This is a genomic window from Bradyrhizobium sp. (genome assembly GCF_035273305.1).
Classification (GTDB): domain Bacteria; phylum Pseudomonadota; class Alphaproteobacteria; order Rhizobiales; family Xanthobacteraceae; genus Bradyrhizobium.
Map to the genome: position 1 here is coordinate 1 of NZ_DATEPI010000153.1, position 25,083 is coordinate 25,083.

The 25,083-nt window shown below is 61.1% G+C and carries 23 protein-coding genes and 1 pseudogene; 4 read left to right on the forward strand and 20 right to left on the reverse strand.

From position 1 onward, the window contains the following. From VJV58_RS10505 to murJ, 13 genes and pseudogenes are all read right to left on the reverse strand, one after another. Positions 1-548, reverse strand: a pseudogene (locus tag VJV58_RS10505) (apolipoprotein N-acyltransferase); the annotation flags it as partial. After that, positions 545-1,663: a hemolysin family protein gene (locus VJV58_RS10510; protein ID WP_324137280.1), complete on the reverse strand. Its 1,119-nt coding sequence runs from the start codon at positions 1,661-1,663 to the stop codon at positions 545-547. The pseudogene VJV58_RS10505 and the gene VJV58_RS10510, both read right to left, overlap by 4 nt. Position 1,664: 1 nt before the next feature. Next, complete coding sequence (gene ybeY / locus VJV58_RS10515; RefSeq protein WP_324137281.1) at positions 1,665-2,177, reverse strand: rRNA maturation RNase YbeY; 513 nt, start codon at positions 2,175-2,177, stop codon at positions 1,665-1,667. A 65-nt stretch (positions 2,178-2,242) separates the two neighbouring features. Continuing rightward, positions 2,243-3,298 carry a PhoH family protein gene (locus tag VJV58_RS10520; RefSeq protein ID WP_324137282.1) on the reverse strand — a complete coding sequence of 352 codons (1,056 nt, stop codon included), beginning with the start codon at positions 3,296-3,298 and terminating at the stop codon, positions 2,243-2,245. Between the two features lie 4 nt (positions 3,299-3,302). Continuing rightward, positions 3,303-4,736 (reverse strand): tRNA (N6-isopentenyl adenosine(37)-C2)-methylthiotransferase MiaB, encoded by a 1,434-nt coding sequence (miaB, locus tag VJV58_RS10525; protein WP_324137283.1) that lies wholly within the window; start codon positions 4,734-4,736, stop codon positions 3,303-3,305. Between the two features lie 169 nt (positions 4,737-4,905). Then, a complete protein-coding gene (locus VJV58_RS10530) occupies positions 4,906-5,568 on the reverse strand; it encodes an HAD family hydrolase (protein ID WP_324137319.1) in 663 nt (220 codons plus the stop codon). Positions 5,569-5,591: 23 nt separating this feature from the next. Then, the gene (locus VJV58_RS10535; RefSeq protein WP_324137284.1) at positions 5,592-6,041 is read right to left on the reverse strand and encodes a Fur family transcriptional regulator; all 450 of its coding nucleotides are present in this window, start codon (positions 6,039-6,041) and stop codon (positions 5,592-5,594) included. Positions 6,042-6,224: 183 nt separating this feature from the next. Next, on the reverse strand, positions 6,225-6,710 hold the full coding sequence (gene rimI, locus VJV58_RS10540; protein ID WP_324137285.1) for a ribosomal protein S18-alanine N-acetyltransferase: 486 nt from the start codon (positions 6,708-6,710) through the stop codon (positions 6,225-6,227). Then, on the reverse strand, positions 6,707-7,405 hold the full coding sequence (gene tsaB / locus VJV58_RS10545) for a tRNA (adenosine(37)-N6)-threonylcarbamoyltransferase complex dimerization subunit type 1 TsaB (protein WP_324137286.1): 699 nt from the start codon (positions 7,403-7,405) through the stop codon (positions 6,707-6,709). The genes rimI and tsaB overlap by 4 nt, the downstream gene beginning before the upstream one ends. Before the next feature lie 28 nt (positions 7,406-7,433). Further along, positions 7,434-8,003 (reverse strand): NifU family protein, encoded by a 570-nt coding sequence (locus VJV58_RS10550; protein ID WP_324137287.1) that lies wholly within the window; start codon positions 8,001-8,003, stop codon positions 7,434-7,436. Between the two features lie 147 nt (positions 8,004-8,150). Further along, positions 8,151-8,645 (reverse strand): universal stress protein, encoded by a 495-nt coding sequence (locus VJV58_RS10555; RefSeq protein WP_324137288.1) that lies wholly within the window; start codon positions 8,643-8,645, stop codon positions 8,151-8,153. A gap of 131 nt (positions 8,646-8,776) precedes the next feature. Further along, complete coding sequence (gene trpS, locus VJV58_RS10560) at positions 8,777-9,829, reverse strand: tryptophan--tRNA ligase (protein WP_324137289.1); 1,053 nt, start codon at positions 9,827-9,829, stop codon at positions 8,777-8,779. Positions 9,830-9,889: 60 nt separating this feature from the next. After that, positions 9,890-11,461, reverse strand: coding sequence for a murein biosynthesis integral membrane protein MurJ (gene murJ, locus VJV58_RS10565; RefSeq protein ID WP_324137290.1), 1,572 nt, complete (start codon positions 11,459-11,461; stop codon positions 9,890-9,892). 124 nt (positions 11,462-11,585) lie between these two features. On the opposite strand from murJ, the gene VJV58_RS10570 reads away from it, so the two are divergent. Beyond that, complete coding sequence (locus VJV58_RS10570) at positions 11,586-12,587, forward strand: adenosine kinase (protein WP_324137291.1); 1,002 nt, start codon at positions 11,586-11,588, stop codon at positions 12,585-12,587. A 26-nt stretch (positions 12,588-12,613) separates the two neighbouring features. Here the strand turns inward: VJV58_RS10570 and VJV58_RS10575 are convergent, their stop codons facing one another. Further along, on the reverse strand, positions 12,614-13,801 hold the full coding sequence (locus tag VJV58_RS10575; RefSeq protein WP_324137292.1) for a serine hydrolase domain-containing protein: 1,188 nt from the start codon (positions 13,799-13,801) through the stop codon (positions 12,614-12,616). Positions 13,802-14,122: 321 nt separating this feature from the next. Between VJV58_RS10575 and VJV58_RS10580 the strand changes: the two genes are divergently transcribed. Then, the gene (locus tag VJV58_RS10580; RefSeq protein WP_324137293.1) at positions 14,123-14,443 is read left to right on the forward strand and encodes a hypothetical protein; all 321 of its coding nucleotides are present in this window, start codon (positions 14,123-14,125) and stop codon (positions 14,441-14,443) included. Between the two features lie 131 nt (positions 14,444-14,574). Continuing rightward, positions 14,575-16,071 (forward strand): NAD-dependent succinate-semialdehyde dehydrogenase, encoded by a 1,497-nt coding sequence (locus tag VJV58_RS10585; RefSeq protein WP_324137294.1) that lies wholly within the window; start codon positions 14,575-14,577, stop codon positions 16,069-16,071. A gap of 74 nt (positions 16,072-16,145) precedes the next feature. Here VJV58_RS10585 and VJV58_RS10590 read toward each other — a convergent pair whose 3' ends face one another. The 3 genes from VJV58_RS10590 to VJV58_RS10600 form a co-directional block, all read right to left on the reverse strand. Beyond that, complete coding sequence (locus VJV58_RS10590; protein ID WP_324137295.1) at positions 16,146-16,931, reverse strand: crotonase/enoyl-CoA hydratase family protein; 786 nt, start codon at positions 16,929-16,931, stop codon at positions 16,146-16,148. 46 nt (positions 16,932-16,977) lie between these two features. Continuing rightward, the gene (locus VJV58_RS10595; protein WP_324137296.1) at positions 16,978-17,892 is read right to left on the reverse strand and encodes a phosphoribosylaminoimidazolesuccinocarboxamide synthase; all 915 of its coding nucleotides are present in this window, start codon (positions 17,890-17,892) and stop codon (positions 16,978-16,980) included. A gap of 70 nt (positions 17,893-17,962) precedes the next feature. Beyond that, a complete protein-coding gene (locus VJV58_RS10600) occupies positions 17,963-18,880 on the reverse strand; it encodes a pirin family protein (RefSeq protein ID WP_324137297.1) in 918 nt (305 codons plus the stop codon). Between the two features lie 126 nt (positions 18,881-19,006). On the opposite strand from VJV58_RS10600, the gene VJV58_RS10605 reads away from it, so the two are divergent. Further along, entirely contained in the window at positions 19,007-19,576 is a 570-nt protein-coding gene (locus tag VJV58_RS10605; protein ID WP_324137298.1) for a GNAT family N-acetyltransferase, read from the forward strand. Between the two features lie 30 nt (positions 19,577-19,606). Here VJV58_RS10605 and VJV58_RS10610 read toward each other — a convergent pair whose 3' ends face one another. From VJV58_RS10610 to recF, 3 genes are all read right to left on the reverse strand, one after another. Further along, positions 19,607-20,977, reverse strand: coding sequence for an MmgE/PrpD family protein (locus VJV58_RS10610; RefSeq protein WP_324137299.1), 1,371 nt, complete (start codon positions 20,975-20,977; stop codon positions 19,607-19,609). Between the two features lie 204 nt (positions 20,978-21,181). Beyond that, complete coding sequence (gyrB, locus tag VJV58_RS10615; protein ID WP_324137300.1) at positions 21,182-23,623, reverse strand: DNA topoisomerase (ATP-hydrolyzing) subunit B; 2,442 nt, start codon at positions 23,621-23,623, stop codon at positions 21,182-21,184. Positions 23,624-23,871: 248 nt separating this feature from the next. Then, the gene (gene recF, locus VJV58_RS10620) at positions 23,872-25,011 is read right to left on the reverse strand and encodes a DNA replication/repair protein RecF (RefSeq protein ID WP_324137301.1); all 1,140 of its coding nucleotides are present in this window, start codon (positions 25,009-25,011) and stop codon (positions 23,872-23,874) included. Positions 25,012-25,083: the final 72 nt, after the last annotated feature.

Consider the following 25,083-nt stretch of genomic DNA (forward strand, 5'->3'; position numbering starts at 1 on the left):
AGGCCGATTAATGACGCGGTCTGCGCCAGCGCCAGCGGTTCACTCAGGGCATAGCCAAACGCGTTCCAGGGAAAGCCCGAGAGCACATGGGCGCGAAGCCATTCGCTTGCCGTGAGACTAACCGCGAGCGCCAACACCCGCGAAGCGTCCCTGGTCCAGATCATGCGCGCCAGCGCGAAGCCCAAAGCGGGAAACAGCGCCAAATAAGCCGGTAGGCCTACTACAGCAAATGGCATCAGCCACGCGAAAGTCGACGCATCGACCAGGAACGCATAGCCGATCCAGTACAGTCCCGGCACGAAATAGCCGAGACCGAACCACCAGCCCGCCATCGCGGCCGCGGGCACGCCACGCAACCGTCCTGCTCCGGCACCGTCAATCAGCCAGACCATCACCGGAAAAGTAACGAACAGCACCGGCCATGCATTGAACGGCGCCATCGCGAACGAGGACAGGGCGCCTGCGGCAAGCGCGATGACCGCGCGTCTCCAGCCCCATGCCAGGATGATCGCTAGACCGAAGCGGCGAAGTCTATCTGATGAGCTCACTGCGAAGCGGCTCCGTCGCCGGAAGTTGGACTCGCATTATCACTGGCTTGAGGCTGGCTTGCGTCCGGTGCGGCTTCACGGCGGCGGCCCTCGCGCTGTGTTCGCGCAGGAGGGCGCTCCTTGCGAGGGGCAATGCGCAGCCGCTTCACGCGCCTCGGATCGGCGTCAAGCACTTCGATCTCGTAGTTGCCGGGGCCAGAGATCACCTCTCCGCGCACCGGCAGCCGGCCGACGTGGGTCACGAGATAGCCTCCGAGTGTCTCGACCTCTTCGCCGGCCTCGCCCGTGACGAAGTCTTCTCCGATAACAGCGCGGACGTCATCGAGCCTGGCGCGGGCATCGGCGATAAAGGAATTGTCAGCCTGGCGAACGATCGCCGGTGGTTCATCACTGTCGTGCTCGTCATCGATGTCGCCGACGATCTGCTCGACGATGTCCTCGATCGAGACCAGGCCGTCGGTGCCGCCATATTCATCCACCACAAGGGCCAGATGAATTCGCGACGCCTGCATTTGTGCCAGAAGATCGATCGCCCGCATCGATGGTGGCACGAACAGTAGCTTTCGGATGATGTTGGCATTCGACAGTGGCAGGGCCAGATCGACCGCACGCAGGTCGAGCCCGGCGGGAAACGGTTTCTTTCGCTTGCTTTTGCCTGGATCGAGCGCACGCGCTTTTGCCGTCATAAACGCCAGCAGATCGCGAATGTGCACAATGCCCTCGGGATCGTCGAGTGTTTCGTTGTAGACGACAAGGCGCGAATGCGCGGCACTTTCGAACAGGCTCATCAATTCACCAAGCGGGATATCGCGCTTGACCGCGATGATATCGGCGCGATGGATCATGACGTCGGCGATGCGCCGTTCATGCAGCCCGAGGATATTGCGCAGCATGGTGCGTTCGATGGCGGAGAAGCCCGCATCGTCAGGCGTAGAGGCATCGAGTACGACCTGCAGATCATCGCGGACCGAACCCGGCTTCCACCCGAACAGCACTCGGATCGCACGGGTCAGCCAATTGTCGGCCGTCGGACGTATGACCTCGCCTTGCGGCACCACCGCCGGCAGGTTGCGCGTATTGCGCGGATTATCATGGGTCGGTTCGGAGTCCGCCATCTCAGTCCATCCGCTCCCGATCAGCGTATGGGTCGGGAATGCCGAGTTGTGCCAGGATCTCTATTTCCAGAGCTTCCATCGCCTCGGCCTCGTCATCTGTTTCGTGATCATATCCGACCAGATGCAGGAAACCGTGGACAGCGAGATGGCTGAGATGATGGTCAAAGGGCTTTTGCTCGTCATCGGCTTCCCTGCGCGCGGTCTCATAGGCGATGGCGATATCGCCGAGCATGGGTGGTATCTCATCAGCGCTGCTCACGCCGGTTGGCGGCCTTAGCGCCGGGAACGACAGCACATTGGTAGGCTTGTCGATGCCCCGCCAGTTGCTGTTCAGGGTGCGAATTCCTGCATCATCGGTCAGCATCACCGCGAGTTCGGCATCGGCGGTATCGGCATCGGCCATCTCGGCTGCGACCGCGACCGCGCGTTGGATCACAGCGTCGGCGTCCGGCTCGCCGTTCCAAGCGTCGGCGACGATAAGGACCTCGGTCATGGGAAGGGCGGATTGCGCCATCGCTCCAGAATTTCTATTGCGCCCCGAAATGCTTTGCGGCGATCGCTTCTCGGCAGATTTTCTCATCAGGACTTGGTTGTTCCCGGCCGCAGCGCTGAGCTTTCATAAGCGGCGACGATTCGGGCTACCAGTTCATGACGGATCACGTCTTCAGCCGTAAATTTCACTTGCGCGATACCCTCGACGCCGTCCAGCAGCCTGGCCGCTTCCGCAAGACCGGAAGTCTGGCCGTTCGGCAGATCGACCTGAGAGGGATCGCCGGTGACGATCATGCGGCTATTCTCGCCAAGCCGTGTCAGGAACATCTTCATCTGCATCGAGGTGGTGTTTTGCGCCTCGTCCAGAATGATGACAGCGTTGGTGAGAGTGCGACCGCGCATAAACGCGAGCGGCGCGATTTCGATTTCGCCGGCCTGCAGGGCGCGTTCGACAATTCGGGAGTCCATCAAGTCGTACAGTGCATCATAAATCGGCCGTAAGTAAGGATCGACCTTCTCGCGCAGGTCGCCCGGCAAGAAGCCGAGTCTTTCGCCGGCTTCCACCGCGGGGCGCGACAGGATGATGCGATCCACTTCCTTGCGTTCGAACATCTGCGCCGCATGTGCCACCGCAAGCCAGGTCTTGCCCGTGCCCGCCGGGCCGATCCCAAACACCAGTTCGTGCCGTTTCAATGCGCGAATGTAGGAATCCTGGGCCGCGGTGCGCGCCCGCACCGGGCGCTTGCGCAGGTTGATGGTCTCGAAAGACGATTTGACCGTCTTGGCGTCGAACTCGAACAACGAGCCCTGCGCTATGACGGCGCGGATTGCGCCCTCGACATCACCTTGCGAGAGGTCGTGGCCTTGGGTCGCCTGCGCATACAGCGTTTCCAGCACGCGCCGCGCGGCGTCGCAGCCGTCGCGTGATCCCGCGATCGAAATGTGATTGCCGCGGGAGTCGACCACGACGCCGAGCCGGCGCTCGATCAAGGCAAGGTTTTGACCGTAGGGGCCGACCAGCGCCGATGCTCCGCGGTTGTCGTCGAAGTCGATGACGACTTGCGTCTCGGGTGGCATCTGCACGTCGCGGTCGAGTTTGCGGCTGGGAGCGAGCGAAGGCGAATCCGATGCGCTTTTGGGCAAGGGTTCAGGCTCCCGTCGTCATTTGAGAATTGGTGGCTTGAGCAGATGCCATCCTGGAAGCTGCAGGTGGCATGCTACGCTCGTTCGATGAAGGCACGAGCTGGCCGAGCAGGCTGTAACGCTCGAGGCTTTCTATTCTTACCGGCAGGACTTGCCCGATCAGATCAGGAGATGCCATGACATGGGCGGGCTGAAGATACACTGTGCGGCCGACGATCTGACCGGCATTGCGCGCCGAGCGTTCGAACAGCACATCGACCGTCTTGCCAATCGCAGCCCGATTGAAGGCTGATTGCTGGCTGTCGATCACTTCTTGAAGCCGCGTCAATCGCTCGTCCATCTCAGCCGCTGAAATCGTCTCCTGTATGTCCGCAGCCGGCGTCCCCGGCCGCGACGAATATTTGAACGAATAAGCGCCAGCGTAGCCGATTTGCGTGACAAGCGCGAGGGTGGCGCGAAAATCTTCCTCGGTCTCACCTGGGAAACCGACGATGAAATCCGATGAAAATGCGACGTTTTGGCTGGCGAGGCGAAACCGCTCGATAACTCGGCGGTAATCATCCGCCGTATGCCTGCGGTTCATCGCCGCAAGAATGCGATCTGAACCGGATTGCACGGGCAGGTGAACGAATGGCATCACGGCGGGCACGTCGCGATGAGCTGCAATAAGTGTATCGTCGACGTCCCGAGGATGGCTCGTCGAGTAGCGCAGGCGCACGATGCCGGGAATCTCCGCCAGAGCGTGCAGTAACCTTCCGAGCGACCAGGTTCGTCCATCAGGTCCCTCCCCATGATAGGCGTTGACGTTCTGACCGATAACGGTGATCTCGCGCACCCCATTGTCGGCAAGTCTGAGCACGTCATCGATGATCTTTGTGACCGGGCGCGATACTTCGGTGCCGCGCGTGTAGGGCACTACGCAGAACGTGCAGAATTTGTCGCAGCCTTCCTGCACGGTGACGAATGAGGAGATGCCGCGGGCGCGAATCGCCTCGGGCCGCGGCGGCGGCAAAAAGCCAAACTTGTCCTCGACCGGAAAATCGGTCTCCAGTGCACGGCCGGTGCTTTTTGCGTGTTCCAGAAGTTGCGGCAGATAATGATAGCTTTGCGGGCCGACGACGACGTCAACGACCGGGGCGCGTCGGATGATCTCCTCGCCCTCGGCTTGGGCGACACAGCCGGCCACGGCAATGTTCATGCGCTTGCCGTTGCGCGCAGCCTCCTGTTTGAGGCGGCGTAGCCGACCCAGTTCCGAGTACACCTTTTCGGAGGCCTTTTCCCGGATATGACAGGTATTGAGGATTACGAGATCGGCATCCTCGACGGTCGGCGTCTCGACGAAACCCTCCGGCGCCAGCGTATCCACCATGCGCTGCGCATCGTAGACGTTCATCTGACAACCATAGGACTTGATATGCAGCTTGCGCGGCGGGTTCATGGAACCTGAATGCTGTGCGTGAAATGCCGCCATCGCGGCGCCGGCCTCAAATATAGGCTAAAGCGGCGAAAAGCCAGTGTGTGAGGCGATCATTCCAGCCGCAGGATCACGCGGTATCTCGCAAAATCAGCGTTTTCCGACCTGCGTCGCCGTCTCTTGCGCGGCGCGGTCAATGCGCCTGAAAATCCAGGATCAGACCGGGCAATCGCCGCATATCCTCGAAAATCATCTGCGCTCCCCCGGCACCCAGGGCATCACCGTGACCGGCGCGGCAATGGCTGCCGCCATGGAAGCCTAGCACCGTCATTCCGGCCGCCCGGGCGGCGGTGACGCCGGGCAGACTGTCCTCGATGACCAAGCATCGTGGCGGCGTCACCTGCATCTGTTCGGCGGCGAACAGAAAAAGATCCGGCGCAGGCTTCCCGCGCGCGACCTGTGAGGCGGAGAAAATATTCGGGGCGAGCAGATCATACAGCCCCGCGCAGATGAGACCGTGCCGGATTTTCTCGGGCGTGCCGCTGGAAGCCACGCACTTCGGCAATGCAATCGATCCGATCGCTTCGCCGACATAGGAAATGGCGCGCAGATCACCCGCATAGCATTGCAGCGTGGCTTGCTTGACCTGAGTTTCAAAATCATCCGGCAGACTGCGGCCAAGTTCGGCTTCGATGATCGATCTCGCCTCGCGGTCCGATACGCCGAGAAATCGGGCAAGCACCTCATCGGAGGTGATCGGATAACCGTGACGCGTCAGCATTTCAGAATGCGCGCGGCATGAAATGACCTCGCTGTCGACGAGCACGCCATCACAGTCGAAAATGACAAGGTCGATTTTTGAGTGCAAAACTTGCAAGCTCAGGAGTTATCGTCGTCCAGCGGAATGCAGTACAATTCCAGCCGGTGATCCACAAGTTTGTAGCCGAGCTTGCGAGCAATTTCGGCCTGCAGCTTTTCGATTTCTTCGTTGGTGAATTCGATCACCTTGCCGTCGCGCAAATTGATCAGATGATCGTGATGGCTATCACGCATCTGCTCGTAGCGGGCACGGCCCTCACGGAAGTCATGGCGTTCGATGATCCCGGCGTCCTCGAACAGTTTTACCGTTCGATATACGGTTGAAATCGAAATCTTGTCGTCCACGGTAACGCAGCGGCGATAAAGCTCCTCAACATCGGGATGATCGGCTGCTTCCGCCAGCACTCGCGCAATCACGCGGCGCTGTTCGGTCATGCGCATGCCGGTGGCAGCGCAACGGGCTTCAATTCCGGTTGCCTTGGGCGCGGGCGGCGTTTTCAGTGCGGTCATCGGATCTTGCCTTCGCCTAGCAGCGCGTGTTGCGTTCAACGCATGTCAGGCCGATCAGAGCATGTAAGCGGTACGACGACGAAACTGTACGCCGCTTGATTGAGATGGAACTTCGATCCGGTGCAATCTGGATCGGATTTTTATCGATAGAACTCCAGTGTCCCTTGTGCCACCGCGCGGGGGTCACGACAAGTCGCGGCGCATCAGAACGGCATTCAATTCTTTTCCACCCTCTCGGTGATAATAGCGCTCGCGGCGCCCGGCGATCGCGAATCCCGCGCGCTCGTAGAGCCGCCGCGCCGGCTGATTATGTTCCTCGACTTCAAGGAACACGCTGCGTACGCCGCGCCCGGCGAGATGGCCAAGATGGGTCAATAACAGGTTGTGCGAATAGCCGCGGCCGCGGTGGGTCCCGGCAATCGCGACCGAAAGGATTTCGGCCTCGTCAGCCGCCATCCGAGAAGCCGCAAAACCGATGATCTTGCGTCCGACTCTCAGGCGATGCACCAGCGTGTGGCGCTCAGTCAGCATGGCCTCGAATTCGCTTTCACTCCAGCCTCGGTGAAACGAGGCGGCGTGCAACTGCGCCAAACGGGCGGCATCGCGCAGCGTTGCGGGCTCGACCGCCGCCGTTCCGCCGCCCCACATTTCCGAGAGCCACTCCATCATTGCAGCGGCGATGGGGACGATCTAAGCAGCGGGTCGGTTGGTGGCTTGGCGTCGGGCGCCCGCAAATAGAAGGGTCGCGCCGGCGCTGTATCCGGGCTGACGGCAGCACCCAGCCAGGCGACCCAGACGATATCCGGCGCCGGTTGCGGATCGACTTTGAACGGCCGCGGCGCGTCGGCCGGCCAGCGGTCGGCGAGCATGTTGGCGGCGTTACCGACCAGATACGGCGCGCCGAAACGCGAGGCATCGAGTGCCTCGTCAATCAACGCAACTTGCGGCCGGACCAGCGAGGCGCCGTTGCCGGCGACAACCTGAAAGTAGACGTGATTGTGCCGCGCATCGATCGCCGAGATGATCGGCTGTTCGGCGTTTTGGCCGACGATTGGAGCGGCATAGGCGGTCAATGTCGTCAGCCCGACCACCGGCTTTCGCGCCGCCAATCCGATTCCGCGAGCGGCGGAAAGTCCCACCCGAAGCCCGGTGAAGCTGCCAGGACCGGTGGTGACCGCTATTCGGTCGAGCGTTGCGAAAGCGATGCCGGATTGGTCCATCACTCGCTGAATCAGCGGCATCAGTGCCTCGGCGTGACCGCGTTTCATGGCCAGCGTTTGCAGCGCGATCAGCTGACCTGCGTCAGTATCGAGAACGCCGGCGGAGCAGGCATCCAGCGCGGTATCGATGGCCAGGATCAGCATTGGACCGCGCTGTTCGCCGCTGCCGGCATCACATCGGCCGGACTTCAACCACGTCGGGCACAAAATGCCGCAGCAGATTCTGAATTCCGTGCTGGAGAGTAGCTGTGGATGATGGGCATCCTGAGCAGGAACCCTTCATGTTGAGATAGACGACACCATCCTTGAACCCACGGAAAGTGATGTCGCCGCCGTCGTTGGCGACAGCCGGACGCACCCGGGTTTCGATCAGATCTTTGATCATCTCCACAGTCTCGGCGTCTGCTTCGTTGAAGAATTCGTCGTCTTCATCGGCCGCCTCGTCATTTGCAACGGTGCCATCGGCGAGCAGCGGCGCGCCCGACATATAATGTTCCATGATGGCGCCGAGGATCGCCGGCTTCATGTGTTGCCAGTCACTGCCGTCTCTCGTCACCGTGACGAAATCGGAGCCGTAGAACACGCTGGTCACGCCGGGAATGCTGAACAATCGCTCGGCTAGTGGCGACCGCACCGCGGATTCGGGGCTGGTAAATTCCATGGTACCGCTGTCGAGCACGATACGCCCTGGAATGAATTTCAGGGTGGCGGGGTTAGGGGTGGTTTCGGTCTGGATGAACATGGTTTTCTCCGGCGTCGCCGGTTCAAGGCCGGCGCGTGAGCGATACCTAGCAGATGGCGACCGCGGATGCACGATCAAGGGGTGCAGAACAGGAGTTCCGCAGCTGTATCAAAGATCTAAGGTCGAAAAAGAATAGCGTGACACGGATCACGACAGTGCGTCGATCGCCTCGTCGCTCAGATCTCCTGGTACGATGGTGACCGGAATCGGGAACGAGCCAACCGTCTTGGCCATGATGGTGATCAGCGGGCCGGGACCTTCGGGTCCCGGATTGGCGGCCAGCACCAACATCGAAATATCGACATCGTTATCTATGACGTCGACGATCTGCTCGGCCGGATCGCCTTCCCGGATTACACGTTCGGGCGTAATCGCGGCGATCCCATTGGCGCGTCCGGCGGCGCGATCAAGCGCGGCGTTGGCCTCCTCGTGGGCCTCGGCGCGCATCACCTCAGCGACCCCGAGCCATTGCTGGTTCTGATCTTCCGTCTCGATGATACGCAGCATTACCACGCCGCCGCCGGCCCGGATCGCCCAGCGGCTGGCATAATAGACCGCGCGGTCCCATTCCGCAGTATCATCGACGATAACCAGACATTTTGGCTTGTGACCCGTCTCATAGCTTCGTCGCTGGTTGGTCATGCATGTCCCGGTGCTGCCAAGCGGAGCCTATGCTGCCATGACCCAGCCATGCTCGACAAGCGCGCAGGGAGCGGCGTTCACCAACGGAGCGCTTATAGATTGACAGGCAGCAAGCCGGCAAATCGGCGAAATCAGTGTCTCCGGACGAAACCCACGATGTCCTTTGTCGATTTCATGGTCTCGGCAGCGATATCGCGGGCGCGGTTTGCTCCCTCGATCAGGATCGAATCGACGTAACCGGGATCCGCGACCAGCCGTTTCATTTCGGAGGCGATCGGCGACAGCTTTGCGACGCAGAGCTCGACCAGTGAATTCTTGAAGGTTGAAAACTGGCCGCCGCCAAACTCGACAAGGACATCGGACTTGGTCCGGCCCGACAGCGCGGCAAAGATGCCGACGAGATTGTCCGCCTCCGGGCGCCCCTCAAGACCCTTTTCCTCGGACGGCAGCGGTTCCGGGTCGGTCTTTGCCTTCCTGATCTTCTGCGCGATGGTGTCGGTGTCATCGGTCAGATTGATGCGCGAGTTATCCGATGAATCCGATTTCGACATCTTCTTGGTACCATCGCGTAACGACATCACCCGTGTCGCCGGGCCAGTGATCAGCGGCTCCGGCTGCGGGAAGAACAGTCCCTCGTTGAAGCCATGGCTGCGTATGGAGTCGCCGAAATCGTTGTTGAATTTCTGCGCGATGTCGCGCGAAAGCTCCAGATGCTGCTTCTGGTCCTCACCGACCGGAACATGCGTAGCGCGATAGAGCAGAATGTCCGCCGCCATCAGCACGGGATAATCGTACAGCCCCACCGACGCATTCTCGCGGTCCTTGCCGGCCTTCTCCTTGAACTGCGTCATACGGTTCAGCCAACCGACGCGCGCAACACAATTGAAGATCCACGCCAGTTCCGCATGGCCGGACACCTGGCTCTGATTGAACACGATGTGCTTTTTCGCATCGATGCCGCTGGCGATGAACGCGGCGGTGACTTCCCTGGTGTTGCGTGCCAGTTCCGCCGGACCGCCCCAGACCGAAACCGGCTGAGTCAGCGCGTGCATGTCGACCACGCAGTACAGACAATTGTGCGTTTCCTGCAGCTTCACAAAATTAACGATGGCGCCGAGATAGTTGCCCAGATGCAGATTGCCCGTCGGTTGGACGCCTGAGAAAACCCGCTCAACGAATGCCATGATCAGCTTCCCGCGCCCGCCTGTTGTCGCGCCATCAATTGGCAAAGGCGCGGCGCGCCGTCACATGCCACGTGGTTCATGGTCGCGCAAGTCGGAGCGCGCGTTTTGCCTGAAGCCAATACGCGCTTCGTTCCAACTGACGACACCCAACAAGACCAGAAGTAGACCGTAAATGGCTACCGCGCCTGCGATCAACATCATCAGAACCGCCGCGTTGGCGAGACCATGCAGCTCCGTTGGCGGGACCAGCTGCGACGCGGCCCATACCAGGCCGCCCATTGCCGCCGCCGCCAGGATTATGCGCGGGAGCCGCCGCCGCGCCGCGGTGTCGATCGAAAATCCAAATGTCGCCGCACCGCGCCGGATCAAGACCAGCGCACTGCTCCAGGCGCCACACGCGATGCTCGCTGCGATGCCGGCCGGGCCGATTATCTGGTTGAGGATCACAGCCAGGACGATCGCGACCGCCAATCCTTTCAGCGTGGCCATTAGTGGTGTCAGCGTATCCTGGCGCGCAAAGAATGCCGGCGACAGCGTCTTGACCAGCACGTGAGCGGGTAGCCCGAGCGCGAGCCAATTCAATGTCTGCGCCGTGGCCGCGCTATCGGATGCGCTGAACACACCGTGCTGGAACAGCATTCGCACAACGGACTCGCTCATTACGATCAGGCCGAGCATCGCAGGCAATGCCAGGCCCGCCGCGAGCTCGAGTGCGCGCGATTGTGCGTGGCCGACGGCTACTCGATCCTGGGCGCGCAGCGCGCGCGCCAGTTCTGGCACCATTACCGTGCCCATTGCGACTCCGACAATGCCGAGCGGCAGCTCGATCAGGCGATTGGCGAAATACAGCCGCGATATCGCGGACGACGAAGTCGAGGCCATCACGGCGCCCGCGATGACGAGCAGCTGCGGCCCGCAACTGGCGATCATTCCGGGGACTGCCGTGCCAAGAAAGCCGCGCATCTGGGCGTCAAATGAAATCCGCAGCGGGCGGGGAGCGTTGCTGCCGCGGCGCAACAGCAGAATCGCCAGCTGCAGCAGCCCGGCCACTCCGACCGTGAATGCGATCACTCGCGCAGCAATAGCCGGGTCGTGCTGAAGGCCCAGGAGAGCGATCATCACTGTAATCAAGCTGACGTTAAACAGAAGCGGTGAGAAGGCAGTGAGCGCAAATCGATGTTGCGCATTCATGAGCGCCATCATCACGGTGACCGGACCTGCAAAAGCAAGATAGGGCAGCATCAGCCGAGCATCGTCGATTGCCAGTTGCAGGCTTGGACGCCCGGTGAAGCCTGGCGCCAGAGCGGTAATGACGATCGGCATCAAAATGCCTATCAGGAGAGCCGCCGCGATCAGCGCGGTGCTGACGGTCGCGAGGATACGCCCGGCGAATGCGGCGGCGGCAGCAGTGCCCTCGGCCTCGCGTACGCGCAGCCAGGCCGGCACCAGCGCGGCGTTCAACGCGCCTTCAGTCAACAAGCGCCTGATCACATTAATTAGCTGAAATGCTACCAGGAACGCATCCGCAATGGGCCCCGCACCGAGCAGCGCCGCGACCATCGAATCGCGCGCGAACCCCAGTAGTCGCGATGCCAGCGTCCCCGTGGACACGGTCAGGAAAGAACGGATCATGAGAGGCTGTATAGCACCGTCGCTTGCTGGCACAGGGTTGATCGTGATAGGCCGCTGCACCCGATCGAGACCCAGTTGGAGCGGATTTTCCGCGTCACTGCAATTGCCGCGACAGGACGGATAGATGAGTTCAGCGAAATACGACGTTCTTGGAATCGGCAATGCTATTTTCGACATATTGGTGCAGACCGACGAGGGCTTTCTCGCATCTCACGGCATGACCAAAGGCGGCATGTCGCTCATCGACGAGTCCAGGGCCGCGGCGATCTACCGCGACATGGGGCCGGCGACAGAGATGTCGGGCGGATCGGCCGCCAACACGATTGTCGGGCTCGCCAATCTTGGCGCACGGGCGGCCTATGTCGGCAAAGTCAAGAATGACCAGATCGGCAAGCTGTACGCCCACGATATTCGCGCGGCGGGCGTGGCGTTCGAAACGCGCCCCGCAACCGACGGCCCCGCGACCGGCTGCTCGTATATTCTCGTTACGCCCGACGGAGAGCGCACCATGAACACCTACCTCGGCGCGGCCCAGGAGTTGATGCCCAGCGATATCGACGCCGACCAGGTCGCGGCGTCGGCGATCGTGTATCTGGAGGGTTACCTCTGGGATCCGAAAAGCGCCAAGGACGCCTTTGTGAAAGCTGCGGGTATCGCACATGAAGCGGGTCGGCAGGTTGCGCTGACGCTATCGGATTCTTTTTGCGTTGATCGATATCGCGGCGAATTTCTGGATCTCATGCGTAATGGAACGGTCGACCTGGTGTTCGCGAACGAGGCCGAATTGCATTCCCTGTACCAGACGTCAGACTTCGACGCGGCGCTGAAGCAATTTCGAGCTGACGTGAATCTGGCGATCGTGACGCGCAGCGAGAAAGGGTGCGTGGTGGCGTCAAAGGATGATGTCACCGCGGTCCCGGCGTTTCCAATCGAAAAGATGGTCGATACGACGGGGGCCGGTGACCTGTTCGCCGCCGGGTTTCTGTTCGGGCTCGTGCGCGGCGCTGGCTATGAAAACGCCGGAAGGTTAGGAGCGCTCGCCGCGGCTGAAGTCATTCAGCACATCGGCGCGCGCCCGCAAACATCATTGAAGCAATTGGCGCAGCAGAGCGGACTGCCGGCCTAGCTCATCATCCAATCAACCCCGCGTCCTCACGCGGCCTGTTGTGTCGCATCAAGCGCGCCATAGATCGCGCGTTCGAAGCCGGCGAACGCTTCCATGCATTCGCGGTCCACAAACGGCAGCACCTGCATCAAAATTACCCCGCTGATGTCTCGCGCGGGATCAATCCAGAAATAGGTATTCGCAAGCCCGGCCCAGGCGAGGCTGCCGGCACTGCGACCCTCCGCCGTCCTGGCCGTGTTGATCAGGAAACTCAGTCCCCACTTTTTGTCCATGTCAGGATAGAGGTCCACATCGTTGGTAGCGAACGCCACCGCCGACGTCAGCTTGGTCATGTTCAGGTCCCCGATGTGATTCTGTGCCATCATCGCAACCGTTTCAGGCTTGAGCACCTGAGCGCCGTTGCCTCGACCCTTGTTGAGGATCATCTGGGTGAATTTGATGTAATCGCCCGCCGTGCCGTACAGGCCGCCCCCACCCATGTGGAATTCCGGGTCCTGATCGAGTTCGAACGGGATCGGCGACAGGCTTCCGTCTTCGCCGCGGGCGTGCATGGCAACAAGGCGCTGCCGTTGCGAGTCCCCGATTTTGAAGCCGGTGTCGCTCATACCGAGCGGGGCAAACAAATGATCACGGAGATAGGCGCCTAGCCGTGTGCCGGTGACGGCCTCAACCGCTTTGCCGACGAAATCGATGTTGATGCCGTATTCCCAGCGCGTGCCAGGATCGGACATCAGAGGTGTCTTAAGCGCGTCGTTCTTGCAGGTGGTGATTTCGGGCAGCCCGGTTTTTTCCAGATAGCGCACGATTTCGCCGTTCCATAAATGGTAGGCGAAGCCGGCGGTGTGGGTCATGAGATGGCGCAACGTGATGGGACATTTCGCGGGCCGCAGCTTCGGCTCTCCACTGGAATCAAAGCCTTCGAGCACCTGAGGCGCGGCAAGATCCGGCAGCACTTCACCGATCGGCGCATCGAGTGAGAGCTTGCCTTGCTCGACCAGTTGCATGGCGCCGGCCGCCGTGATCGCCTTCGTCATCGAGGCAATCCAGAAAACGCTATCCAGCGTCATGGCATCGTCCTTGGACAAGTCGCGCTTGCCGTACGCGCCCTGATAGATCACCTCGTTCGCGTTTGCCGCCATCGCGACCACGCCGGGAATTTCCCGGTCGCTGGTCTTCTGGCGCAGCAGCTGTTCAACCTGTGCGTTGCTTTGCATGGCATGTCCTCCCGTTATGTTTTTAAAACGGGTGATCTTCCTCCCGCCGCTCACTTCCCGCAAGCGTCGTGGTTAATCGAGGGGAGGGTCGCGATCTCGTGATGCTGACGGCGCAGGAGAGGATTGAACAACGTCAAGGGTTGTCTTATTTGCGGTGCATTGGGCCGTTCGGGCAATGACCGATGCTGCTCTGAGCGGTATATTCGACTCGCCAAACCGGAATTGATTTCGTAGCAACACGTTCAGATCGCGGCTTCAAACGCTTTCCGCGGACATTAGTTAACGACATTTTTGCGGCCGTGGCGCCGCGAGGGAATGATAATGATCTCGACCTGGAGCGAATGGAAAATGTATCCGCGGGCGGGCCGCGGGGAAAATATCGAGGCCCCGATTACTCCGGGCATCTACGAAGTGCGCTATGCGGCGACCGGCGCTCTGCATTCGTTTGGAGCCGTCGACAATGTCGCCCAGGCGCTGTCGCAACTCCCGTACAGTTCGAAATCCTGGTTTGGACGGCGTGGACCTGTTGCCGTGCCGGAGCTCGAATACCGCACCTGCGCCACCTCGACCAAGGCGGACGCTAAGGCTGCGGCGGAGCGGATGATCGGTCGTCGGGAGACCTATATGAGCGGCGCGGCCTAAGCGGGCGCGGCCAGCCTTGTAACTCCAGCCTTCAAAATTGATTGAAGCAGCCCCGCGTTTTGCGGCCGGTGCATTGCTGCCGTTTTCGGCCTATAATTGGATCAATATCCAAAAATCCGAGGAGTAACGCCATGTCCCCGACTGCTGCGGCACGTACTTCCCAACCTACCACGCCTTCACTGCGCGACCGTTTGAAGGATCCGTCGCTGCTGCGTGATCGCTGCTATATCGGTGGCGCCTGGATCGGAACACCGGCTAGCGCCGTAACCAACCCGGCCAATGGCGCTGAAATTGCGAAGATTCCAAGGATGAGCACGGCCGAGGCAACCCAGGCCGTCGAAGCCGCCGAGCGCGCGTTTCCCGCTTGGTCGAAGCTCACCGCCAAGCAGCGCTCCAATATCTTGCGCAAATGGTTCGACCTGATTGTCGCCAACCGCGAAGACTTGGCGATGATCCTGACTACCGAGCAGGGCAAGCCGCTCGCTGAAGCGCTGGGCGAGGTCGATATCAGCGGCGCCTATGTCGAGTTTTTCGCGGAAGAGGCGCGTCGCGTCTATGGCGAGACCATTCCAACGCAACGCGCCGATGCGCGGCTGCTGGCGATCAAGCAGCCGATCGGCGTCTGTGGCGCGATTACGCCCTGGAATTTTCCGTCGTCGATGATCACCCGCAAGGTCTCCCCCGCGTTCGCCGCTGGCTGTACCGTCGTCTTGAAACCCGCCAATGAAACACCGTTCAGTGCGCTGGCGCTCGCGGCGCTCGCCGAGAAGGCCGGCGTGCCCAAAGGTGTGTTCAATGTGATCACCGGGGATTCCTCCGCCATCGGCAAAGTACTGTGCGAACACCCGGCGGTGCGCTTCATCGGATTCACCGGATCAACCGAGGTCGGGAAGATCCTTTACAAGCAAGCTTCGGTCGGAGTGAAGAAGCTCGGGCTGGAGCTAGGTGGCAACGCGCCGTTCGTGGTGTTCGATGACGCGGATATCGATGCCGCTGTTGAGGGCGCGATGGTGTCGAAGTATCGCAACATGGGTCAGACCTGTGTCTGCGCGAACCGCATCTACGCCCAGGACAAGATCTACGATCAGTTTGTCGAGAAATTGACCAAGAAAGTCGCGGCGATGAAGATCGGCGACGGCACCGAGTCCGGCGTCACGCAGGGTCCGTTGATCAATATGGACGCCGTCGATAAGGTCGAAAAGCACATTGCCGACGCGGTCAAGCGCGGCGCAAAGGTCGTGACCGGCGGAAAACGCCATTCACTGGGCGGCACCTTCTTCGAACCGACCGTGCTGGCGAATGTCCAGCCCGACGCGCTGGTCTCGCAGGAGGAAACTTTCGGCCCACTGGCGCCGGTGTTTCGGTTCAAGGATGAGGCCGACGTGATCGCGATGTGCAACAATTCGCCATTCGGATTGGCGTCATATTTTTACTCGCGCGATCTCGGCCGCGTCTGGCGGGTCGCCGAGGCGCTCGAGTCGGGCATGGTTGGCGTCAATACCGGCCTCATTACCACGGAGGTCGCGCCGTTTGGCGGCGTTAAAGAATCTGGCCTCGGCCGCGAAGGATCGCACCACGGCATGGATGAGTATGTCGAAATCAAATACGTGATGATGGCCGGGGTCTGAGCGTTACGCGGGCGCGAGCCGTTCCATGGACCGACCAAGGATCGGCGCCTTTTCATGGGCGCCGATTGCAACGCTCACGCGAACTTGCCGTGACGTCCGGCACCTGAAGCAAAGCGGGTAGCGCCGGACAAGGTTTCGCCGGATGCTATGACCTCCAGACCGCCGCGCATCTCATCCGCGATCGCATCTTCTTCCGACAGGTCCCATTGCCGCAGTGCCGACAGCCGATCCGCACGCAAGCAGGCTTGCGGGAAGCGCGCGATATCCTTTGCCAGTGAAATCGCGTGGGCTCGCGCCTCGCCTTTCGCCACTAATCGATTGGCAAGACCCATCCGCAGGGCCTCCGGACCACCGACCGGGCGTCCGGTAAGAATAAGATCGATCGCTTGCGAATGACCGATCAGTCGCGGCAGTCGAATGGTCCCGAGGTCGATCAGCGGCACGCCAAAGCGGCGGCAAAAGATTCCGAATGTGGCGTCTTCGGCGACAACCCTCATATCCGCCCACAGCGCGAGCTCCATGCCGCCGGCCACGGCGAAACCTTCCACGGCCGCAATTACCGGCTTTGAAAGGCGTAGCCGACTCGGTCCCATCGGCGCGATCGAGTCATGGCCGCCAATTTCACGTTTCTTGTTGGGGTCGCCGGATGCCACGGCCTTCAGGTCGGCGCCCGCACAGAAATAGCCTCCGGTTCCAGTAAAGACCGCGACCGATGCCTCGCGATCGGCATCGAACGCGTTGAAGGCGTCGAACAGTTTTTGCGCCGTTGCACCGTCTACGGCATTACGGCAATGCGGACGGTTGATCGAAACGATGGTCACCGGACCATCGCGCTCAAGCACGCTATCCGTGTCGGTCATGGCTATGCTCCCGGATACGAAATGACAGGCTCAACAAGTGACTGGCTCAAATCGTCAGCTCTTCGCCCGTGATACGGCGGTAAGCCTCGAGGTAACGTTTGCTGGTAGCCTCAACCACGCTCGCTGGCAGCTTCGGTGGCGGCGCTTCGCCGTTCCAGCGACCCGCCCAGCGCTCGACGTCAAGGTAGTCCCGCAGTGGTTGCTTGTCGAAGCTCGGTTGCGGCTGACCAGGCTTGTACAGATCCGCAGCCCAGAAGCGCGAACTGTCGGGAGTCATGACCTCATCAATGAGAATGATGCGGCCATCCTTGTCACGCCCGAATTCGAACTTGGTATCGGCGATAATGATGCCCTGGTCGCGGCTGATCTTCTCGCCAAGCGTATAGACGGCGCGCGTCATGCTCTCGAGCGTATGTGTTACGTCATGGCCCAGGATCTCCCGCATTCGATTGATCGTGATGTTCTCGTCATGGCCGGTTTCGGCCTTGGTTGCCGGACTGAAGATCGGCGGATCGAGCTTGCCGCTTTCCAGCAATCCCGGCGGAAGTGTTTCACCCGCCAAAGTGCCCTGTTGTGCGTATTCCTTCCACGCCGAACCCGAGAGGTAGCCGCGGATCACGCATTCAATCGGAAACACCGTGGTGCGACGGCACAGCATCGTGCGTCCGGCTAGTGAACTTCGATGTTCGCCCAAGGCGGGCACCTCGGCAATGATCTCATCGGCATCGGCGCTGATCATGTGATGAGGAACTACGCCCTCAAGTTCGTTGAACCACCACGCGCTGATCTGTGTCAGCACCGCGCCTTTCATCGGGATGGTCTCGGCCATCACCACGTCGAAGGCGCTAATGCGATCAGTTGTCAACAGCAGTACGCGGTCTTCGCCAACGGCATAGAGGTCACGCACCTTGCCGCGCCCGATCCGAGGGAGGGGCAGGTCGCTGGCGAGCATGGGAGGCATTGTCAAACTTTCGGTGGGCAGCGCCCGTATGCACAGGGGCTGGCGGCAGCAAGAGAAGGGGCGGGCGAGCTTACTCCGGCAGCGGAATGAACTCGTGTTCGTTGGGGACTGGCGCGAAGCGTCCTGTTTTCCAGTCCTGCTTGGCCTGCTCGATTCGCTCCTTGCTGGACGAGACAAAGTTCCACCAGATATGACGCGGACCTTCCAATGCATCGCCGCCAAGAAACATCATCCGCGTAGGTCTGATGGTCTTGACGGTGATTCGATCGCCGGGCCGAAAGACCAGCAGACACGGTCCTTCGTAGCGATCGCCCGCGATCTCGACTTCGCCGTCCACCAGGTAAATGGCGCGCTCTTCGTGATCGGGATCGAGCGGAACGCCGATGCCTTGGGCCGCGGTCACCTCGGTGTAGAACCACGGCGACACCATCGCAACCGGCGAGCTCAGGCCGAAGGAGTTGCCTGCGATAACGCGTGCCGTAAGACCGCGATCGCTTGCAACGGGCAGGTCGGCAGCGGCGTAATGCTGAAACGAGGGCGCGATCTCTTCGGAAGCGGCCGGCAGCGCGATCCAGCTCTGCAGTCCCAGCATCTTCTGGCCATTCTTGCGCTCCAGGTCAGGGGTGCGCTCCGAGTGGGCAATGCCGCGTCCCGCCGTCATCAGGTTCATTGCGCCCGGCTGGATCTCCTGGATGTTGCCCTCGCTGTCGCGATGCAGGATGCTGCCGTCGAACAGATAGGTCACCGTGGCCAACCCGATATGCGGATGCGGACGAACATCCATGCCCTTGCCGGACACGAATTGCACCGGGCCGAAATGGTCGAAAAAAATAAAGGGGCCGACCATCTGGCGCCGACCGTGCGGCAATGCCCGGCGCACCGCGAATCCGTCGCCCAGGTCGCGCGTGCGCGGCACGATCACCATTTCCAGAGCGTCGCAGGACTTCACATCGCCGAGCACGGGGTCTTTGTCGGGAAACCAGCTCATCCGCGTCTCCGTGAGTTTTGCCGATATTATAACAACAAATATCTACGTCCGTCCAAGCGCCGAGTTCGCGTGCGCGGCTCGCGAACACGGCGGTAAGCACTCACAAGCAAGAAGGGGATGGAAATCATGATCGCGGTCCGCCTCAAGCCCGGTGCCACCCTTAATTCGCCGAACGGTCCTGTGATCGAAACCGAGCGGCTGAAACTGCGGCAATGGCGCGCGGACGATATAGCGCCGAATACGGCGATGCTTTCCGATCCGGGTACCGCGCGATACATTGCTGCCGACAATAAGCCCGTCACCGACCCGTTCGTGGGATGGCGCAACGCAGCCATCATGTCAGGACATTGGATCTTGCACGGCGCCGGCATGTTTGTGGTCGAGGAAAAGACGACCGGAAAATACGTCGGGCGGGTGGGCCCATGGTTTCCACCGGGGTGGCCGGGATTTGAGGTCGGCTGGGGCATAGCTCGCGAGTTTCGCGGCAAGGGCTATGCCTTAGAGGCGGCTCGAGCGGCAATCGATTGGTCGTTTGCGACCTTCGAACTGGACCGCATCATCCATTGCATCGATCGCGAGAACACGGCGTCGCAGGCTGTCGCTCGGCGGCTCGGTGCCGATAAACAGGACGAGTTCGATCTGTTTGGCCATCCCGCGGATATTTGGGTAACCCATCGCGATAAATGGAAGGCGTAACCGGAGGTTCGGCAACCGATCGCGTCACGCCTACTGCCGGCCCAGCTCGGTTGCCTTGCCGATCCGGTCGAATCGCTCCAACGAAAGGACCGCGTCCGCTAGCTGATCGGCGCGACCGTTCAGTACCGGGCGCGCGAGCGTCAGGAATTTCTGCGCCATTGCCTGTGCATCCGGAAACGAGTTCGGCTCGCCGGAGGGATCGGCATGGAGACGCTCATGTACGCCGTCATCCGTGGTAATGCTGACGCGCGCGCCGAACGGATGGCTGCGGCCGATCTGGAGCCGGTCGTCCTGCACCACGTCGAATTTGTCGGCAAGCGCGTCGACCGCGGCGTCACCCAGTCGCTCGTAATCGTCCCAACCAAAGCGGCCTTGATCGAGCGCCACCGCACCGGTGAAGAACATCGAAAACTGTCCACCAACGATCGAGGTCGGGTGCCGCTTGGTAGCGGCGTCACCGGTCAGTGTGATGCCATTGCGGTGCAGACCGATCTCAACGCGCTTGATCTGGTCCGGAGTCAAATTATGCTCGCGACGCATCGCTATCAGTGCATCAAGCGCGGCATGGGTGTAACGGCAGCTCGGATATGGCTTCACGCCGATGTTCATGGTCTCGTAGACCTTGCCGAGCCCTGCGATCGCCTTGTCCGGATGGGCATTGTCGCTATATCCCACGAGCAGCCCATGCTTGCCTTCAACTGATTCAGTAGCCCCGACGAAATCGTTGCGCGCCAGCGTAGCGGCGATCACGCCATTCATAGCAGCCGCGCCAACCTGATAACGCTTGTTCCAGGCGCCATTGACGAGGAACTGCAGTGAGCCGGCGGCCTGGCTGCCGGAGACGCCAAAGGCGGCAATGATTTGCTGTTGTGAAAGCCCAAACAGCTTCGCCGCGGCCGCAGCCGCGCCATAAGTGCCGGCGGTGGCGGTCGGATGAAAGCCGCGTGCGTAATGAGAGGTGGGATCGAGCGCGTTGCCGAGCCGGCAGCACACTTCATAGCCGGCAACAATGGCGGTCAATACATCGCGCCCGGATGCACTGAGGAGTTCGCCGACTGCAAATGCGGCAGGCACGACCGGCGCGCTCGCATGCAGCGAAGAGTCCGCGTGCGTGTCATCGAAATCAAGCGAGTGGCCAAGCGCCCCGTTGAGCAGCGCCGCCACCGCAGGGGTCCACGTTCTGGTGTCCCCGAAGACGGTGGAGTCGCCGGTACCGTCAAGGGCGAGCGCCTCCAGCATTCTCAGCAGCGATGGCGTTGACTCCGCGTCCCGGCGCGCGCGGATCGCGCTACCGAGGAAGTCCAGCGTCAGCGCCTTGGCGCGCTCCCGTACTTCCTGCGGGATATCTTCGAATTTCAGATCGGCGACATAAGCGGCGAGCGTAGCGGTTTCGTTGGCCATGGCACTGCCTTTTTTGCTCGTTCGGCCAGTTTTGGTACGGCGCGCGCGGTAGCCCGTCAACAGCCGCTCGGCCGATCAGCCGGATCGATCGTGGCTGCGGACGGCGCGGGACATGATCGCCTTCGTCCCATTCCGGAACGGCGCCGCACGCGATGCTAGGCGCCAGGGCGATCGGCGGGTTCCGTCTGCCGGACCGAAGGCTCGCTACACGTCCACATTGGCCGTGAGCGAATTATCCTGGATGAACTCCCGGCGCGGCTCGACCAGATCGCCCATCAGCTTGGTGAAGATGTCGTCGGCCTCATCGACCTCCTTGATCTTGACCTGCAAAAGCGAACGCTCGTTGGTGTCGAGCGTGGTTTGCCAAAGCTGGTCGGCATTCATTTCGCCGAGACCTTTGTAGCGCTGCAGCTTCAGTCCCTCTCGTCCGGCCGCGGTCACCGACTCGAACAGGTCGACAGGACCATGAATGAGGGTCTCGGAATCTTTGCGACGCAGCACGCCCGGTTTCGGATAGGCCTCCTGCAGCTTGGCAGCGTAGCTATCCAGCTTGCGCGCGTCAGCGGAACCGAGCAGCGCGTCATCGATTGCCGCGACGTCTTTCACGCCGCGCACGGTACGTTCAAAGAAGTAACCTTCGCCTTCGGTATAGCGGCCGGTCCACCCTCGCTCGACTTCATCGGCCAACGCGTCCAGCCTTCTTGCGATATACTCGGCGGCGGCGTTGGCGGTTGCGGCATCCCCCGCGACCTTGGGAGTAAGCACGCCGGCAATCGCGGCCTGCTCGATCACCTTGCGATTATAACGGCTGTGCAAATTGTGCAGCGTGGTGCGGATGCTGCGGGCGTCCTCCACCATTGCCTGGAGATCGCGGCCTTTGCGGTCCTCTCCCGAACCCAGCCTGAAAACGCAATCGTCCAGCCCGGTCTGGATAAGATAGTCCTCCAGCGCCCGCTCATCTTTCAGGTATTGCTCGGACTTGCCGCGCGCCACTTTATAAAGCGGCGGCTGCGCGATGTAGAGATACCCACCCTCGATCAGCGCCGGCATCTGCCGGAAAAAGAAGGTCAACAGCAGGGTGCGGATATGCGCACCGTCGACGTCCGCGTCCGTCATCAGAATGATCTTATGATAGCGCAGTTTTGAGAGATCGAAATCTTCGCGGCCGATGCCGGTGCCGAGCGCGGTGATAAGCGTGCCGATCTGCTCGGAGCCGAGCATTTTGTCGAACCGCGCGCGCTCGACGTTGAGGATCTTGCCGCGCAATGGCAGCACGGCCTGGAATTCGCGGTTGCGTCCCTGCTTGGCGCTGCCGCCCGCGGAGTCGCCCTCGACGATGAACAGTTCTGACTTGGCAGGATCGCGCTCCTGGCAATCGGAGAGCTTGCCGGGCAGCGACGCCATATCGAGCGCGCCTTTGCGCCGCGTCAACTCGCGCGCCTTCCGCGCCGCTTCGCGGGCGGCGGCGGCTTCTACCACTTTGCCGACAATGATTTTGGCTTCTGTTGGATGTTCCTCGAACCAGGCCGCCAACGCCTCGTTGAGGACGTTCTCCACCACCGGCCGCACTTCGGAGGACACCAGCTTGTCCTTTGTCTGTGACGAAAACTTCGGGTCGGGCACTTTCACCGACAGCACCGCGGTGAGGCCCTCGCGGCAATCGTCGCCGGTGAGGGCGATCTTTTCACGCTTGGCGATCGCGTCGGCATAACCGTTGACCTGACGCGTCAGAGCGCCTCGGAAACCCGCCAGATGGGTGCCGCCGTCACGCTGGGGAATGTTGTTGGTGAAGCACAGCACGTTTTCGTGGTAGCTGTCGTTCCACCACAGGGCTGCTTCCACGCCTATGCCGTTCATGTTGGTATTGATCACGATCGGAGACGGTACCATCGGCTTCTTGTTGCGATCGAGATATTTGACGAATTCCTCGATCCCGCCTTCATAGCGCATCTCCTCGCGCTTCTCGACCGCATGGCGCAGATCAGACAGCACGATGTTGACGCCTGAATTCAGGAACGCAAGCTCACGCAGGCGGTGCTCGAGCGTTGCGAAATCGTATTCGACGTTGGTGAAGGTTTCCTTCGAGGCGAGGAACGTCACCTCGGTGCCGCGCTTGCCATTGGCGTCACCAATGATTTGCAGCGGCGCCACCGCGTCGCCATGGGCGAATTCGATGAAATGTTCCTTGCCGTCCCGCCAGACCCGCAGTTGCAGCTTGCTCGACAACGCGTTGACGACGGAGACGCCGACACCATGCAAGCCGCCCGAGACCTTGTACGAATTCTGGTCGAATTTTCCGCCCGCATGCAGCTGGGTCATGATGACCTCGGCGGCGGAAATGCCCTCGCCCTTGTGAATGTCGACGGGGATGCCGCGGCCGTCGTCGCGCACAGTCACCGAGCCATCGGCGTTCAGTAGCACCTCCACGATGGTCGCGTGGCCTGCGAGCGCTTCGTCGATGGCGTTATCGACGACCTCATACACCATGTGATGCAAGCCACTTCCGTCATCGGTATCGCCGATGTACATACCCGGCCGCTTGCGCACGGCATCAAGGCCTTTCAACACCCGGATCGATTCCGCGCCATACTCGATGGGAATGGATTGCTCAGTTTCGGCAACCGTTCGCCGGGCAGGTTCTGTCATGTGAGGCCTTTGAGGGTGTCCCGAATCAGCGGCACAATACAGGCGCTGATTGATCTATTTCTGCCATGAAAGGCGCGATGCGCCTAGCGCAAAGTCTGCTTTACTAAACCATTGAATAGATGGTGCTTTTTGTGATTTTTTCAAGGTGCATGGAACCCGATTCGGACGCCCGTCAAAAGCGCGATTCCGCAGGCTTTTCCTGGCCTCGGACTTTCGATTTGCTTCAACCTTATTCAACACGCTGCGCCTCAGGGGCGGCGAGCAATTTGGCCTGAATTGACATCGAATATTTCGCCGGTCGTGCCGACCTCGCTGAAAGTGGCGGGGTCCGCGCCGGTCATCCAAACCTGCGCGCCGAGCTCGGCCAACTCACCGAACAGCACCGCGCGCCTGGAGGGGTCGAGATGCGCGACCACCTCGTCAAGCAGCAACAGGGGCGTCAGCCCGGTCATCTCCGCGACCAGATTGGCGTGCGCCAGCACCAAGCCGATCAGCAGCGCCTTCTGTTCGCCGGTCGAGGCCTCGCGCGCCGGAATTTCCTTTGGCGCGTAGATCACCTGCAGATCGGTGAGATGCGGACCGTCGAGCGTGCGCCCGGCGGCAGCATCGCGGGCGCGGCTGTCGCGCAGGATCTGGCGGTAGCGATCCTCCACCGAAGTGGCGGGCTCGGTGAGCAGCGCGTTCTCCATCCAGCCGTCGAGCGCCAGCTGGGCTGAGGGAAATGCGGATGCATGGCTGCGCTCAAGCAACGTACCACTCAGCTTTGCCGCTGCATGGGCGCGCGTCGTTGCCACCGCAACCGCGAGCTCGGCGGTCTCACGCTCGATAGCGTCGCACCAATGATCGTCATAGTTGCGCACTTCTAACAAGCGGTTGCGCGATCGGAGCGAGCGATCGAGTGCCGCCACGCGGCTCGAATGCTCGCTGTCGATCGCCAGCACCAGCCGGTCGAAAAACCGCCGTCGCTCCGACGCCCCGCCCAGGAACAGTCCGTCCATGGACGGCGTCAGCCACACCATGCGCAAATGGTCGCCGAAAGCGCTTGCCGAATTCACCGGCTCACGGTCGATGCGGCAGCGCCGGCTGGAGGCTGGTCCATCGTTGCCGGGCGGTTCGACTCCAGTGCCAAGCGTCGCTAGACCGAGCGCGCCTTCGACCTCGGCGGACACCGCCCAGGAGCCATCGCCCTGATTGTCGCCAACGTCTTCGAGCGTCGCCCGCCGCAAGCCACGCCCGGGCGAAAGAAACGAGATCGCCTCGAGGCAGTTGGTTTTGCCGGCCCCGTTCGGGCCAACCAGCACCACCATCTGACCATGCGTTTCGAGGCTCGCCGCCCGATAGTTTCGAAAATGCGTGAGCGTGAGGCGGTGAATGCGGGAGGTGGTCATGGCAAAATTATCAACGCGTCACACCGGATCTCATCCCGCTTCATGGGGCAATCCGTCCTTTCCGAGTCGACA